General features: G+C 36.3%; 15 protein-coding genes. 3 read left to right on the forward strand and 12 right to left on the reverse strand.

The window, feature by feature from the left end; translation table 11 throughout:
* Positions 1-4: 4 nt before the first annotated feature.
* The 9 genes from EQM13_RS11795 to EQM13_RS11835 form a co-directional block, all read right to left on the reverse strand.
* Positions 5-433, reverse strand: coding sequence for an ATP-binding protein (locus EQM13_RS11795; RefSeq protein WP_170177314.1), 429 nt, complete (start codon positions 431-433; stop codon positions 5-7).
* Entirely contained in the window at positions 430-798 is a 369-nt protein-coding gene (locus EQM13_RS11800; RefSeq protein ID WP_114218128.1) for a DRTGG domain-containing protein, read from the reverse strand. Before EQM13_RS11800 ends, EQM13_RS11795 begins: the two co-directional genes overlap by 4 nt.
* Positions 799-918: 120 nt before the next feature.
* Complete coding sequence (locus EQM13_RS11805) at positions 919-3,147, reverse strand: FtsX-like permease family protein (protein WP_128752754.1); 2,229 nt, start codon at positions 3,145-3,147, stop codon at positions 919-921.
* A complete protein-coding gene (locus EQM13_RS11810) occupies positions 3,137-3,904 on the reverse strand; it encodes an ABC transporter ATP-binding protein (protein ID WP_114219894.1) in 768 nt (255 codons plus the stop codon). Before EQM13_RS11810 ends, EQM13_RS11805 begins: the two co-directional genes overlap by 11 nt.
* 96 nt (positions 3,905-4,000) lie before the next feature.
* Entirely contained in the window at positions 4,001-5,014 is a 1,014-nt protein-coding gene (locus tag EQM13_RS11815; RefSeq protein WP_128752756.1) for a sensor histidine kinase, read from the reverse strand.
* On the reverse strand, positions 5,011-5,676 hold the full coding sequence (locus EQM13_RS11820; RefSeq protein ID WP_128752758.1) for a response regulator transcription factor: 666 nt from the start codon (positions 5,674-5,676) through the stop codon (positions 5,011-5,013). Before EQM13_RS11820 ends, EQM13_RS11815 begins: the two co-directional genes overlap by 4 nt.
* A 187-nt stretch (positions 5,677-5,863) precedes the next feature.
* The gene (locus EQM13_RS11825) at positions 5,864-6,646 is read right to left on the reverse strand and encodes an ABC transporter permease (protein WP_128752760.1); all 783 of its coding nucleotides are present in this window, start codon (positions 6,644-6,646) and stop codon (positions 5,864-5,866) included.
* A 1-nt stretch (position 6,647) separates the two neighbouring features.
* The gene (locus EQM13_RS11830) at positions 6,648-7,454 is read right to left on the reverse strand and encodes an ABC transporter permease (protein WP_128752761.1); all 807 of its coding nucleotides are present in this window, start codon (positions 7,452-7,454) and stop codon (positions 6,648-6,650) included.
* The gene (locus EQM13_RS11835; protein WP_128752763.1) at positions 7,447-8,370 is read right to left on the reverse strand and encodes an ABC transporter ATP-binding protein; all 924 of its coding nucleotides are present in this window, start codon (positions 8,368-8,370) and stop codon (positions 7,447-7,449) included. Before EQM13_RS11835 ends, EQM13_RS11830 begins: the two co-directional genes overlap by 8 nt.
* A 186-nt stretch (positions 8,371-8,556) precedes the next feature.
* Between EQM13_RS11835 and EQM13_RS11840 the strand changes: the two genes are divergently transcribed.
* Together EQM13_RS11840 and EQM13_RS11845 are read left to right on the forward strand one after the other, a co-directional pair.
* Positions 8,557-9,252 (forward strand): response regulator transcription factor, encoded by a 696-nt coding sequence (locus EQM13_RS11840; protein WP_114219889.1) that lies wholly within the window; start codon positions 8,557-8,559, stop codon positions 9,250-9,252.
* Positions 9,249-10,619 (forward strand): sensor histidine kinase, encoded by a 1,371-nt coding sequence (locus tag EQM13_RS11845; protein WP_128752764.1) that lies wholly within the window; start codon positions 9,249-9,251, stop codon positions 10,617-10,619. Before EQM13_RS11840 ends, EQM13_RS11845 begins: the two co-directional genes overlap by 4 nt.
* Before the next feature lie 12 nt (positions 10,620-10,631).
* On the opposite strand, the gene EQM13_RS11850 is transcribed toward EQM13_RS11845, so the two are convergent.
* Positions 10,632-11,834, reverse strand: a complete 1,203-nt coding sequence (locus EQM13_RS11850) for a hypothetical protein (RefSeq protein WP_128752766.1) — start codon at positions 11,832-11,834, stop codon at positions 10,632-10,634.
* 462 nt (positions 11,835-12,296) lie between these two features.
* On the opposite strand from EQM13_RS11850, the gene EQM13_RS11855 reads away from it, so the two are divergent.
* Positions 12,297-13,508 carry a GNAT family N-acetyltransferase gene (locus EQM13_RS11855; protein WP_071141379.1) on the forward strand — a complete coding sequence of 404 codons (1,212 nt, stop codon included), beginning with the start codon at positions 12,297-12,299 and terminating at the stop codon, positions 13,506-13,508.
* Between the two features lie 112 nt (positions 13,509-13,620).
* Here EQM13_RS11855 and EQM13_RS11860 read toward each other — a convergent pair whose 3' ends face one another.
* Together EQM13_RS11860 and EQM13_RS11865 are read right to left on the reverse strand one after the other, a co-directional pair.
* Positions 13,621-14,985: a DUF6179 domain-containing protein gene (locus tag EQM13_RS11860; protein WP_128752768.1), complete on the reverse strand. Its 1,365-nt coding sequence runs from the start codon at positions 14,983-14,985 to the stop codon at positions 13,621-13,623.
* A complete protein-coding gene (locus EQM13_RS11865) occupies positions 14,972-15,442 on the reverse strand; it encodes a DUF6323 family protein (protein WP_071141377.1) in 471 nt (156 codons plus the stop codon). The genes EQM13_RS11860 and EQM13_RS11865 overlap by 14 nt, the downstream gene beginning before the upstream one ends.
* Positions 15,443-15,562 lie beyond the last annotated feature (120 nt).

The following is a 15,562-nucleotide window of genomic DNA, read 5'->3' on the forward strand; positions in this document are numbered from 1 at the left end:
TTTATTAGCTAATATATATTTTCATATTTACAGTTGTTCCCTTATTAATTTCTGAAGCAATATCAAATTTATCACAAAATTTTTTCATATTAGGAAGTCCCATTCCTGCACCAAAGCCAAGTTCTCTTATATCATTAGATGCGGTTGAATATCCTTCCTGCATAACTAAATCAATATCTTCAATTCCTGGGCCTTTATCTTCAGCTATAATTTCTATTTCCTTTGGAGAAATATTTACAAATATTTTCCCTCCAATAGAATGAATCACTAAATTCATTTCCGCCTCATAAGTAACTATAGCTGTCCTTCGTACTATTTGGGGATTAATTCCCAGTTGAACAAGAATCTTTTTTATATTGCTTGATGCATCCCCTGCAGTAGCAAAATCATTTCTGGCTACTTCATACTCCATATTGATTAAATTATTGCTCATTGGTTGCCAACTTCCTTTTTAATAGTAAGTCCCTCTAAATTCTCCTTATATAATTTTCCAGATGCAGTATACATTGTCTCTTCAGTAAACATTATAACAAAGTTCTTCTTTTTCGCTATCTCAATTATTGTGCTTGCAGGCCTTTTCCCTCTAACAAATACAATTGCCGATAGGTCAACCATCTCCGCCGCCTTCATTATTTGAGGATTATTAAGTCCTGTTAAAAGTATAGTTTCCGAATTCACACAAGCAAGTATATCACTCATCAAATCAGAACTAAATGCATACTTCACCTCTCTGTCGAGATATTCTTCTCCCGTTAAGATTTCTGCATTTAAAATTTCCTTTATTTCTTTAATTTTCAATATTACACCTCCCTGCCATATTTACCATCATAAGTGAAAATTATATAGTTAATTTATTTTATCTTAATTCAAATTATATCATAAATAAAGGATTATCATAAACTCCATTAAAAATAAATTTCATGATATTACATTCCGTTTAAACAGAGTATAGGTAACTGATAAATAACAGATAAATACTAAAATAAAAATTCCATAGATGTTTAAAATATTTGTAAATACCTGATGCTCTGTAACATAAGGGATATATTCCCGATAGTTTGCCTTTGATAAGTAGGCAAAAACTGCTCCTGAACCGCAAAACGCCACTAAAATGGGAATACCAAACCATACGGACATTTGTTGCCGGATATAACGACTGATTTGTTTTTTATCCACTCCCAGTTTTCCTATAATTTCAAAGCGCTTTTTATGTTCTGTTGCATCTGTAAGCTGCTGCAATGCTAAAATAGTGAGACATATGACAATTAACACCAAGCTTGTATAAGTTCCCCCAAGACGAAGCATAAGAGAGTTGGATATTCCCTCGTTAAGCTGTAACGTTTTAAGTCTCACATATCCACTGTCTTTTGGAATAATACCAGTATCGTTTAGCCAATGGCTTACTTCATTATCCATATTTACTGCGAAATCATAAGAAAGAGGCTCCGTGGTATTTGCAGCATAATAGGTGGTTCCAAGGGTGAGTGTATTACACACAGAATCAGGCAAGATATAAACCGCCTTCATACGGCTTGTAAAAATCCCCATACCCACATTTATCTGATAATCTGCTCCCTTGGCCTTCGTAAGTGTGCATTCCCCAGCCCGTATTTGTGTATGCAGTTTATTGAATTGCCTTATTTCATCAGATAATGCTGTATTAGACCAAGCGACGGCAAAACTGTTTTTGGGCAGGGATATTTCCTCATGTCCCGATAGCCTAAGCAGAGAGTTGTAATCGCTTAATGAAATGCCAAGAACAGGCATATAATTTTCTATTCTTATATTAAAATCGCTGTCTTTTAGAAAATATGTTTCCACATTTGCGGTACCAGCAACTTCATAACCTCCCTTCGCCAAATAAGTATCAATGTATGAATAATCCATTTCTGCCTTTGGTAAATCATTAATATTATCCACTCTTGTATATGCTGAAAAGATTTGTACGTCGTAGATAGAACGCACTTTCAAATATCCGTCTGCCTGTGCAGTATAGGTAGGCATCCATCCAAGTAAAACAAGTGAACTCATAAAAACGCAGGTCAAAATTGCCATAGTTTTTGAATTTGTTTTTAATTTTGAAATAATTTGCCCCAACAAAAACAGATTCTGAAACCGGAATTTTTTTGATTTCTTTTTTGCAAGAACCACCATCCATGAAATACAGCAAAAAAAGGCAACAAGACTAAATATAACCATTCCCATTGAAAGCACCGGGGGAACGAAATTATAAATTCCTCCGCTGATCATACCCATTCTCAGCATATCATCAATAAGTCCTTGCATTTGTAACAAGAAAATACCTGTTGCCAATCCGGTGACGGAAAGCAGAGCAGCAACCAGACTTCCCTCTCTTTTCATTTTACAAGTCGTAACAACAAAGATAGCGGCACAAATCAAAAAAATTATCGTGCCGAATGTACAGGCAGCAACCAGCTTCATTGCTCTTTGGCCGAATTGATTCCAAAAGGGAATGATCTTTATAAAACAAAGGAGCAAGATACAGATAGCTAAAGCAGAAGATAATATCACACTTGAAAAAAGCATATCCTTTATGGTAACCGTGCTTTCCGTATTATAGCTGTCATGAAGCATGTCAATTACTTTCTGCTTACGGATTACATGAACGTTTCCAAATCCGATGATAATAAACAATGCGGTAAAAAACGTCAGTGTCCATAAAATCGTGTCCGGAAATATCGAAAAATAAAAATGATAAGATTCTCCAAAGGAAGCCATGATAATAGCGCTTACAATTTGCGATAGTAATGTCCCAAAGAGAATTCCCATAACAACGGCAATCAGTCCCATTAAGAGCATTTCTATAAAAAACATATAGGCAACTGTTCGCTGCTCCATACCCATAATAATTTGTAGTGCAAATTCTTTCTTCCTTCGCTTAATCGTATAGCGATTTACGTAAGAAATCAAAAAAACAAGCAGCATGGCAATCAGCGGTATAATAATTTTCATCTTGCCAGAAAAATAATCCAGATTCATTTGAATAGGTAACCTGCTGTTATAAAACGGACTAGTAATGGAAAGAAATCCATAAAACAAACCCACAGAAAGAACCATGGTCAGCAGATAAATTAAATAATCCTTTGCGGAACGTTTTACATTTCTCAGAGCTAATTTAACGTACATCGGACAGGTCACCTCCCAGCAGTGTCATCACATCAAGGATTTTTCCAAACAATTGTTTACGGGATTGTTCGCCCCTCTGTATTTCTGTGAAAATTCGCCCATCCTTCAGAAACAGAACCCTCCTGGAATAGCTGGCAGTAAAAGCATCATGAGTAACTATAAGGATAGTTGCATTAAGCTCTTGATTCATGGTTTGAATAGTGGTAAGAAGCATTTGTGCGGAATGGCTGTCCAGGGCTCCAGTCGGCTCGTCAGCCAAAATCAGTTTGGGATTATTGATCATTGCCCTGGCACAGGCACATCGTTGCTTTTGTCCGCCGGAAACCTGATAGGGAAACTTATTCAGAATGGAGAGAATGTCAAGCTTTTCGGCCATTTCCTCCACACGCCGGTCTATATCATTCTCAGGTACTTTATTGATAGTCAAAGCCATGGCAATGTTTTCACCTATAGTCAGGGTATCCAGAAGGTTAAAATCCTGAAAAACAAAGCCCAAATTTTCCCTGCGGAAACGAGCCAAGTTCTTTTCCTTGATTTCCGTAATATCGGTATTATCCAAAAAAATATGGCCGGCACTGACCGTATCAATAGTGGAAATACAGTTTAAAAGTGTTGTTTTCCCGGAACCGGAAGCTCCCATAATGGCAATAAACTCACCGTTGCTAACTTCAAAGCTGATATCGTCAATAGCTTTGGTGATATTTCCCTTGTTCCCATAATATTTTTCAATATGTTCGATCCTTAAAATTTGTTCCATTTATTTCACCTCATATTCATTTTAAGGAATAGAGAAATTAAAGTGTATCGACTTTTCTTACACAGTTCTTACAAAAATGTAAGAAGTACAGAAATTTCACCCCCGAACTTTAACAAAGTCACCTTTTGGAAAACTAAGTTCTATTGTCGTCCCCTGCCCTTGCTTTGAATGGGCTGAAATGCCGATACCTAATTTGTCACACAGCCGTTTGCATAAGTACAAACCGATGCCTGTAGAATTTCTGCCGGTTCTTCCGTTTTTGCCGGTAAAGCCTTTATCAAAAATTCGCGGCAAATCGCTTGCGGAAATTCCGATGCCATTGTCTCGAATAAGGAGCTTAACCTTGCTCTGCTCAGAACAAGACTCAAAAATCAAAAGAGGATGATCGCTTCTGTATTTTACCCCGTTGACAATAAGCTGATTTAAAATAAAACCAATCCATTTCTCGTCGGTATAAACGGTATATTCACAATTCTCTACCCGGACGGAAATATGGTTTTGAAGAAGAAGTTGTTTGTTTTCCCCAATGGCGGCATGAACCATATCCGATAAAACGACTTCTTTAATCAGATAATCCTTTTCCACATTTTCGCTGCGGGCATAGTAGAGCGCCTGATCTACAAAATGGCTGATTTTCTCTAACTCTGCCATTACCTTTCTTGTAGTATCGGATTTATTGTTTTCACATACAAGCTGCATAGCGGCGATAGGTGTTTTTACATCATGTATCCATTGTTCGATATATTCCTTATATTCTCCCCGTTCCCGCTTAGAGCGAGATACCTCTTCTATCATGGATTTATTAGATGTCCTCAAAATATTATAATATATTTTGTCATCCTCTCGTGTCGGCATATCCATCACTTCAGCAATCAGATACTTTTTATCCAAACTGTCAAGCTGTAAAAGAATTTGTTTAAAATATCTGTATCGAAAACAGTAACATATGCCTATATAAAAAATTACAATCAAAGCCCATGAGATAAGAAGAATACAGATGATATCTTTATCAATGTTTACTGCAGACATGAAAACAGTAAAACCTACCATGGAAAGAATATGAGTAATGATGCAAGGAATCTGATCCTTTAAATAATCCCTGCAGCTCATATCATATACCCCTGACGGTGTTTGGTTTGGATCAAATCCGCCACTCCTATTTGCCTGAGCTTATCCCTAAGCCTTGTTATATTCACACTCAAAGCATTATCATCTATATAAAGCTGATTATCCCAAAGATATTCCACTAAATCTGCACGAGGAACAATTTTCCCGGCATTCTTAAAAAGAAAAACCAAAATCTTTAATTCGTTTTTTGTGAGTTCAGCAAAGTTATTTTGATATTCTACCTTACTGCTTTCCAAATGCAGGGTTATTTCATGATAGGTCATTAAATCTACCTGTCCCGAGGCATAGGCACGTTTCAGCAGAGAAGCAATACGAGCTAACAAGATGGAGGTATTATAAGGTTTCGTGATAAAATCATCCCCACCTAACATAATACTGTTCAATTCGTCCATATCCGTATCTCGGCTTGTTACGAAAATAATAGGCACATTTGAAAAGGTACGAATGTTAGAGCATATTTTAAAACCATCCTGTACAGGCAGATTTATATCCAGTAAAATCAAATGAGGGTTACAATTTTTTATATCATTGATAATGTTTGAAAAATTCATCGGGATATTAACGGAATAACCGCTGCCTCTCAAAAGAACAGATAATTCTTCCCGAATTACAGGGTCGTCTTCAATAATCATTATTTTATACATGGATTACATCACTCCTTTTTTCTGTTTTCTTTCGGCATACCGTTTTGAGGCTCCTGAAATATTTTAATATTGCCAATGGGCAGACAATGGTATTGGTTGTGTACGTCTGTCCATTATGCGAATATCTTAATCTCAGTATATACGCAGAAACAGATAACATCAAGGGAATGATTTTTTATAGCTTTCGTTACCATCCTTTTTTAGGAACTGCTTTCACATGTTTTTTAGCAGGTTTTTTAAGTTCCATCTTATTATCCGTTGCTAATATCAAAATTACGGACAATAAAAGTGTAAGTCCCAGACTGAAAATACATAAAGGAGTATTCCATCTAACGGAAGGATCATAGGCTCTATACCGTACTATGCCCAGCGCCGCTGTAATGGGGTACATGTTATACAAAAATTCACTTCCGGCAGCAAACATACCTCCGTACCCATAAGCAAAAGCAAAAATAACACCTACAAGGAAACCGCTCTGGGCTTTGCTGGTAACGATAATAATGGGCATAACCGCAATATAAAGCAGCAAATTCACAATGGTGGTTTGAATAAGTCCCCGCAACGCCAGTTGCAAAGTGAATCCCGGGAAACCCGCAATAAAATTGAAAATAATCGTGAATACCGTACATACGATCCCAAAGGTCAGCGACAAAATCGATCCTACAATCAGTTTTCCTGTCAGCAGCTTTCGAAAGCTCACCGGCACTGTTAAAATGCTTTTCAGAGTATCGTCTCTTTGTTCTCGGGTAATGAGATACCCCATAATTAATGTAATGCATGCTGGAAAAAATGTCGTCATGTTGTTTTTAATGACCTGTTCCGTAAAGTAGGTAAAATCCCAAACAGAACCATCATTTGCCATAGAAGTGAATATTGTCAACAATACGGATAATAACATCAAGGCCACTCCAATGAACGGTATGGAGTAGTGTTTCATTTTATAAAGTTCCGTTTTTATAATGCTTCTCATATCAGCACTCCTCCCATTTCTTATACAGATATATAATGATTCCCACAGAGGTAAATGCCATAACTGCCAGAATTGTAAAGGTAAGTTTCGTAGAGGGAATAAGGTCAAGAGATTTAAACATCAGCAAGTCATCGGCATCACCCATAATCACATGGTTTTGCATATCGTTAGATGACCACAGGTTAATAAGCGGAACAGGTAAAGCAAATACAACGGCTTTTGGCAGCTCAGTCATCATAAATTCCGCAAAGGAATTGAGCACACTATAAAAAATACATAGTAAAACAGAGAAAATATAGGTTTTGTTAAACAGTACGATAACAATAACCAAAGGTAGAGTTCCTGCTGTAACCATAATCCCCATCAGTACTGACATCCACAATTTATAGAAAACACCTGTTACTTCAAAAAATACTCCGCCTAACAATATAGAAACTATTGTCGATGCAAGACAGAAAATGATGCTAAAGATAAAAAGCACGGCTATTTTTCCTACTACCATTTGTTTACTTGTAACCGGAATAGCGCGCAAATTTTTAAAGGTATTGTTGTCCCTTTCCATAAAAAATAGAATTGCTGCTAAAACACCTAAGATACAAGGCAGCAGCATTTGAATTCCAAAGCCGAGTACGGACTGCCACATTCCGTCAAACTGCATAGCGGCAGTAGGATATTTATCATGAAGTCTTGGAAGCAATAAAAACATTGCAGTCATAGGTATTGGAAACAGTAATGCCGCTAAAATTACAAGAAAAACAAAATGTTTTCTTTTCAGTTTAGCAAATTCGCAGTGAATAATTTTAAGCAATACCTACACCCCCCGTAATTCTTTTAAAGTAATCCTCTAATGTGTCTTCGCAAACATGAGATTCCGTAAGCTCAATTCCTTTTTCTATGAACGCTCGGTTAACCTTCGGTATTTCAAGTGAAAATTCATACAAACGTATATTGTATTCATCTTCCACGTGGAAATTCTGAGTCTTAAAAGTCGTTTTCAAAATTTGAGCCGCTTCTGCCGAATTCGATACACCAAAATGAATATATCTCATATTCTGCTTTTCCAGTTCCCTCAAGCTTTCTTCTTTTAGCAAAACTCCATGATCTATAATTCCGATATCATCAGCCAACAATGAGATTTCCGAAAGAATATGACTGGAAATAAGAATGGTCTTCCCTTTTACATCACAGAGCTCTCGAAAAAATGAACGAATCTCGGCAATACCAATAGGATCAAGACCATTAATCGGTTCATCTAAAATCAACAGCTCCGGATCATGCATAACCGCCAGCGCAATTGCAAGACGCTGTTTCATGCCGAGAGAATATTTTGAAAACAGTTTTTTGTCTTTATAGGGAAGTCCTACTAAATTCAGTGCATCTTTAATCGCATTTTGATTTGTCATGTGACGTAATTCTGCAAAAATTTTTAAATTTTCCGTCCCAGTAAGATTGGGATAGAATCCCGGAGATTCAACCAAGCTGCCTATGTGAGGTAAAATATATCTCTCCCCGGTCCCCATATCTTTACCGAAAATGTATACCTTACCGGAGGTCGGTTGAATAAGATTTAAGAGCATTTTCATAGTTGTTGTCTTTCCTGCACCGTTACGTCCAAGGAGACCGTATATCCTGCCTTTTCTTACATTGAGATTCAAATCGGCAACACTTTTTTGCTTTCCGTATATTTTTGTTAGACCGGACGTTTTAATTATAAAATCATTCATATTGTATTCTCCTTTCATTTTTATATAAAAATTGTACTCCATCAATATTGAGACTATTTTGAGATAACCTTGAGTTTGCCTTGAGATTTCTCCTTATCATATACATATTTGTTATATCATTGTATAATAATAGCAGGAGCAGTCCGGCTTAAGTTTAATGGTTATGCAGAGAAGGAGGTACATTTCATGAAGGACAGTTCGATTTTAGTTATAGATGATGAGTTGGAACTATTGACCATGATAAGGTCAATTTTTGAACGGGCAGGTTTTACACAGATTACAACTGCAGCATCAGGTAAAGAGGCCCTTGAAGTACTTAAGCAAAAAATGCCTGCTATGGTTATATTGGATGTGATGCTGCCTGATATTGATGGTTTTACATTACTGAAAGAAATACGAAAAGTCAGCAAAGTTCCCGTTTTAATGCTTACAGCAAAAGGAGAAGCCGAAGACAGGTTTTCAGGTTTTGAATTAGGTGCAGATGACTACGTAGTAAAACCTTTTCTGCCAAAGGAGCTCTTACTCCGAGTTCAGGCAATATTAAAGCGAACATATCCGAGAGGTAACCGTATTGTTATTCTCCCGGCAGCAGAGGTAGATTTGGATAAAGCAGAAGTGCACCGTTTTGGTAAAACTATTCCTTTGACGGCAAAAGAATATAATATTTTTCTGAAGCTTTCAGAAAATGCCGGCCGTATCGTAACAATAGGCGCACTGTGCCAAACCGTTTGCGGGGAAATATGGCAGGGTTATGAAACAACATTGATGACTCACATTCGTCATCTTCGAGAAAAAATAGAAAAAAATCCTTCTGCTCCCGAAGCCCTTATAACGATAAAGGGATTAGGGTATAAACTTGTTTTGAAGGAGGTACAACGGTGAAAACAGCACAGCGTTTCTTTCGAAAATATCTGCTTTCAACCTTTGGAATTCTTTTACTATTTCTTTTGCTTAATTGCATACTGGTTACAGTTATTGCCATATCATCCTCTAATCTGTCCGCCAAGTCTGACCTTCCCATAAGCCGCTTGGCAAAGCTCATAACAGTAAACGATAAAGGTATAGAGACTGATAAAAATTTTTCAAAACTTTTGTATGAACAAAATGCTTGGGCAATGATATTAAACGATCGTGGGAAAGTGATCTGGGAAGAAAATTTACCTGAAGAATTGCCCCGAAATTATACTTCTACCCAAATTGCACAATTCAGCAAGTGGTATTTACAGGATTATCCGGTTAGGGTTTGGAAACATCCGGCGGGACTTTTTGTCGTAGGATATCCTAAACACTCTGTTGTTAAATATACATTTACTATGGATTACGATTATCTTTTTTCCGGTCTTATAGGTATCATTGTGATATTTTCCGCTAACATCCTTTTAATGCTGATTCTATTTTGGCACAACATCCACCGAGTAGAAAAAGCAGTCAGTCCTATTCTTACGGGCATCGAAATGATGGCAGAAGGGAAATCAGTCAAGCTCACTGAGAAAGGTGAACTTAAAGAGATTAATACTGAGTTGAATAAAGCTGTCAATCAACTTATAAAAAAAGATTCTGCCCGTTCCGAATGGATATGTGCCATATCCCATGATATCCGTACCCCTCTCTCCATTATGCTGGGATATGCCGGAGAAATAGAAGATGACGACAGGCTTACCACTGAAACCCGGACACAAGCCGGAATTATTCGCAAACATGGGGAAAAACTACGAAAACTTATTATGGACTTAAACCTCGCATCAAAATTGGAATACTCAATGGAACCTATAAATAAAACCTTGATTAGCCCTGTAGAATTAACCCGGCAGGTAATAAGCGACTTTCTAAACAACGGTTTAGATTCATCATTTGTTTTAGACTTAAAAACCCATTCATGTGCTGAAAAAATTGTTATCGAAGGAGATTCGGATCTTCTTGCACGAATGCTCGAAAATCTGATTCACAACAGTATCACTCATAACCCTCATGGCTGTAATATCAATGTTACTATTTCAGACGATGAGAACTGTTGTGTTATAGTAGTTGAAGATACAGGAAAGGGAATCTCTCCGACTTTGTTAGAACGACTAAATTCTGCACAGGTAAAATCAATTGTGTGTGATAAAGGCGGTGAGCCTGTTCATGGTTTAGGATTAAATTTGGTACGCCAAATAGTAAAAGCCCATAAAGGGAAAATCAGTTTTCAGAATGTTGAACCTCATGGGTTAAGAATTTCAATAAAATTTCCCATTAAAAATAAAGTTTGAGAACTGCTCATATTATAAGGTCGAATTAATTTTAAAGCTTCTTAAATATCTGCCTTCTCCATATATATCTGGCGGCAATGATACAACCTCTTTCTTTACTAAATATTCATTGGTAAGGCCAAAAATCTGATGCCATAATTCATTCGCTATTTCCTTTATATCAACCTCATGCTTTAATGCTGTTAACCCAGGCATCTTAACCTGAAATTTTTGAAAGGCTTCTCTTACTATTGGAAATATGTTTGAAAGTATAATATCCGATATATCCTTGATAATTGTTTTTTCAGATGAGTAGAATATTGGCACATCTATCGTTATAGAGTTATCAAATTCATTAATATTAATATATTTAAGTTGTTTTAGAAGATTAAGCAAATTTTTTTCCCTTTCCGAAAACTGATTATACTTAGTGTGTTTAGTAAGTATATTGATTATTAGTTCTCCGCAATTTTGTGCAATTTCTTTGTTCATGTCGTTCAGAGTTCTGTTATACGATATATTTAGATCATGAAAAGGTGTCGCATTATCAATATATTCTTCTATCATCCTGAAAAACCTGTACATATCCCTTCTTGAACCATTTGAATCTCCAAAACTGTTAAATATAAATTCTGAACTTCTGTAATTATTACTGCTGCATAGTAATTTGTTACTGTGTGTTTCTACTGTTTTGCTATCTTCATAACCTATTATTATATATGCCCTATTACCGGGCTGAATTTTTGATGTGCAAAAGATACCCCTTTCTGCAAAAAAATCAAATGACATATCGTCGAAAACATCATCACAAATAATATGATAAAGTATTCTTTCTTTATTATAATGCTTTGAACATTCTAAGTCCGATAATTTGGGGTTAATTACATTCTGTAATGATATTATCTTATCTCCAATAACTTCACCTATATTACTCAAGTATTGCTCCATTTTCGTTATATCTCCTTCTAAAAAAACTGGAAACGTTGTCCTATATGTATTATCTCTACATTCTATTGCATTAATTAATCCAAGATCATTAATAATATTATCAACTTTTTCCTCATTTAATCTTAGAATATTTGCTATTTCATATTTAGATATTGAATATGGTTCATTTGATGCGATTATATATAGTATCTCAGGTACATACTCTTTATTACATACATAAGCCGGATTATATCGGTCATAATCACCGATTTCTCCAAAGAAATAGAAATTCAATTTATTATTTATCATATTTATATCCACTCCTTTTGCAAGCTCAAGGCATAAAACATAATAAAAAATGTTTTTTGAGCTACTTCTTATTTTATAATCAGATCATAGAAAACTCGGCATACTACAAATCATCAGAAACTAATAATAGTTTAATAACTCCATTGTATTACTATTTAATAAATTAATGAAGCCTTTTTTTGAAACCCATTTAGGTCAACTCATATTATGGAAAACTCGATTTCCCTATGTGCCCCAGCAGTTCTCTTCAGCACATTTTCTCTTATTTATCAGCCTTACGAGTGTACATAGACAAAAAGATGGATTGATGATAGGATAAAAGTGTATGTAAAAATTCATAGATTTATTAAAGGTATATAATAAAATTAGAGGAAGAAAGTTTTATGTACAGTTATAGGTAGTTTAACAATGGGAAAAATAATAAAATGAATTTCACAATATTTTCTGAGAAAGGAGAACCGTATGAGTCGAAAAAAAAATTTAAAAATGCATAAGGTCGGAGTAGAACATCTGGAACAGTACAATCAATTGTTACGATATGTTTTCCAGGTGACGGATAACGATCTGCACAAAATCGGGTGGGAAGATCGGGACATGGTCCGTGCCAAGTCACCTGTTCTGAAGGAAGCTGATGTCTTAGGATGGTTTGATGGGGATAAGTTGGTCTCTCAAGTAGCAGTTTATCCTTTTCAGGTCAGAATATTCAATCATACCTATGACATGGGGGGACTGACAGGCGTTGGTACCTTCCCTGAATATTCTAATCAAGGTTTAATGCATAAACTGTTATATCAAGCACTATCAAATATGCAAGAAAAAAAACAGTCAATTTCCTTTCTGTACCCCTATTCCATTCCTTACTACCGCAGAAAGGGGTGGGAAATCATCTCTGATAAAATAACCTTTGAAGTTAATGATTATCAATTACCTAAAAACAAACAAGTGTCCGGTGAAGTGGAACGAACCGATGTCAAGAGCGATGCCATAAAGAAAACATATGAACGTTTTGCTCTCCAAACTCACGGTGCAATGTTACGAAATGATCTGGCTTGGAACGAATACTGGTTGTGGGATCCTGATGACCTGATGGCAGCTATTTATTATAATGACGAAAGGCAACCAGACGGTTATGTCCTTTACTGGATAGAAGACGAGGTTTTCCACATTAAAGATATGATATTCGTCAATGAAGAAGCCCGCAGCGGACTATGGAATTTTATCAGTGCACACTTTTCCATGATTTCAAAAGTCATAGGCGATATTCATATGGATGAACCTCTGGCATTTTTATTGGAAGATGCAGATATCAAAGAAACCATAGCTCCTTATTATATGGCTCGTATTGTAGATTTGGAGCAATTTATAAAACAATATCCCTTTAAGCCGGATACAGGAAAACGAGAATGGACCTTTACATTGGACGATCCGCTTCTTTCATGGAATCAAGGAACTTTTACCTTGCGAATCAGTCCGGATGGAAAAGGTGAGGTCGTTCGTGCGGCAGAACGCAGCAGTGCAAAGACCGATATCCAAACTATGACAACCATGCTCCTTGGATACAAGCGACCGGATTATCTTCATAGGATCGGACGCATTTCATGCACCCCAGAAATACTGGATATGCTGGAGGATGCAATTGAACAGCAGACACCTTATTTCTCGGATTATTTTTAATCTTAAAACATTCGTCGCATATTTACTCTAATACTATCATATCCGCCTTTATCGAATTCCTCTGCGGTTGGCGGGTATTGAATTTTATTAATACACAGCGGCGAAACAAACTTTACTCTTCTTTTAGTTTTAAAAGTTTAACCATCCTTTCAATCCATTTTTGCTCTTCATTTGTGAGCGAATTCACAAACTTTTTCAGACAATTACACAAAAGTCTTTCATTTTCCTTCATGTCCAGCATTTCCAAATCGTTTTGATATGGATATTTTTTTGCTAAGGCTGCTAATTCTACCGGGTTTAGTAGTTTCAAAACTTCGGGAATTTCGGCCGAAGAAAACTCGGCATCCAGCAATATATCTGCAAAATCTGCGAAAGAGTTAATTTTCTCTTTTATTATCATGATCTTATCTTCTGTCATATTGCATTGCATGATTTCTTCCACAAGTTTACGATATCGATCATTATCCATTTTTTCTCCATATGAAAAGGAAACAAAGGGATCATTCTCTGGATAGTACGGTATAACAAAGACCTTATCCGTTGTATGCGTCCTGGAAGAATTCCAAATGTCAGTAGCAATTCGGGAAAGGCTGTCATTCAGGTAGTTCATCAAATTATCCGATAGCGATAATGCCTGCTTCACCTTATCAAGTACCTGCCTGAGTATGGATTCGATTTCACTTTTATCCGTATTTTTAAATAGACGGTCAAGATATGTTATATCAAAAAAAGACAACTCTAATGCACGTATATCCTTATCGACAAGTGCACAACCAAGTGCTGAGGTCAACACAGGTTCATAGATATTAAAAAGTAAATTCTGATAGTCTTCATGATATCCGCAAAGCAAATGATGTATGTTTTCTACTGGAAAACACGCACAAAATGTATTTTCGCAGTAGATACTTTCAAGATATTTCCGAATAAACTCAACTCCCGCTAAATCCGAAACGCCATTGCATGTAGGATAATCTCCTGTAATATGGATCTCCTGCGCCCCAAATTCCGGATAATACAGTTTGAAGAATCCCCTAATAGCATCGACAACAGTAGAACGATAAAAAACATTCTGCGTATCCACCAAATGCTGAATGATATTGGAATGAAGAATTTTTGTAGTATTCACCATTCGGTCAATTTGACGCCTTCCTTCTTCAAACAACGTTTCCATTTTTTCGTTTTGGAGTGCAATGACAGCATCATCGGGATTTGTATATGTCTTTAAGCACATACCAATTGTATACATGACAGACACCAATATATTTTGTGCAGTTTCAATCCGTATGGAACTGCTGTCCCCGCTGTTGTAACGTTCTGTCTGCTTTGCTAAAATAGAAAGACAATCAAATTGTATTCTCTCTAAATCAGAATCAAGCAACAAACCACAATGGTAAGCCTGTTCCAGCAGAGACTGAAAATAATATTCTCCGCTAAGTTTGGATCTATCTATCCTGCTTATTTTATCAATACTCTCCATCTTCACCCTCCTCATCATCTGCAGAATAGCCATACCGCAGATTATGAGCCAATTTGTACAACTCACGTCCAGATAACAGTTCTAAGGAACCACGACATTTACCATCAAATGCATTTTTCATATAGCTTATCAAGTCATCATCACTGATGAGATCAAGCGTTTCATTCTTATAGTAATAAAACATTTCAATCAGATCGTGCAGGGTTTCCTCATAATTATGCATGGAAATGTAGGGAGAATCACAAAATTCATAGATAATTTTATCGATAACGCCGCCGCCAAACTCAATTCTTCCTGTTTCTTTCAGAGCAAAGAAACGAGTTTCCACCAATTCAATTGCTTGTTTCTCTGTTAAAACGAGGCCGTAACGCATAGTCAAGTCATTGCATTTTATGATCTCGCTGACAGCTTGCTTTTGTATTAAAGAATGTTGAAATAAAGCAAGTTTAAATTCCAAATAATATCACTCCCCTGGGTACACATAGCATTAATATTTGTATTGCCTGATTTAAGACATAAGTGTCAAAAAGTATCTCAGGCTGATTTATATATTACCCCATCGGTAATTACCAATGGT

This window comes from Acidilutibacter cellobiosedens (assembly GCF_004103715.1).
Taxonomy (GTDB): Bacteria; Bacillota; Clostridia; order Tissierellales; family Acidilutibacteraceae; genus Acidilutibacter; species Acidilutibacter cellobiosedens.

Bases quoted from the DNA above. Each gene is read 5' to 3' on its own strand.
- EQM13_RS11795 (WP_170177314.1), bottom strand. From the start codon at position 433: ATGAGCAATAATTTAATCAATATGGAGTATGAAGTAGCCAGAAATGAT.
- EQM13_RS11805 (WP_128752754.1), bottom strand. From the start codon at position 3,147: ATGTACGTTAAATTAGCTCTGAGAAATGTAAAACGTTCCGCAAAGGAT.
- EQM13_RS11810 (WP_114219894.1), bottom strand. From the start codon at position 3,904: ATGGAACAAATTTTAAGGATCGAACATATTGAAAAATATTATGGGAAC.
- EQM13_RS11815 (WP_128752756.1), bottom strand. From the start codon at position 5,014: ATGAGCTGCAGGGATTATTTAAAGGATCAGATTCCTTGCATCATTACT.
- EQM13_RS11820 (WP_128752758.1), bottom strand. From the start codon at position 5,676: ATGTATAAAATAATGATTATTGAAGACGACCCTGTAATTCGGGAAGAA.
- EQM13_RS11825 (WP_128752760.1), bottom strand. From the start codon at position 6,646: ATGAGAAGCATTATAAAAACGGAACTTTATAAAATGAAACACTACTCC.
- EQM13_RS11835 (WP_128752763.1), bottom strand. From the start codon at position 8,370: ATGAATGATTTTATAATTAAAACGTCCGGTCTAACAAAAATATACGGA.
- EQM13_RS11840 (WP_114219889.1), top strand. From the start codon at position 8,557: ATGAAGGACAGTTCGATTTTAGTTATAGATGATGAGTTGGAACTATTG.
- EQM13_RS11850 (WP_128752766.1), bottom strand. From the start codon at position 11,834: ATGATAAATAATAAATTGAATTTCTATTTCTTTGGAGAAATCGGTGAT.
- EQM13_RS11855 (WP_071141379.1), top strand. From the start codon at position 12,297: ATGAGTCGAAAAAAAAATTTAAAAATGCATAAGGTCGGAGTAGAACAT.
- EQM13_RS11860 (WP_128752768.1), bottom strand. From the start codon at position 14,985: ATGGAGAGTATTGATAAAATAAGCAGGATAGATAGATCCAAACTTAGC.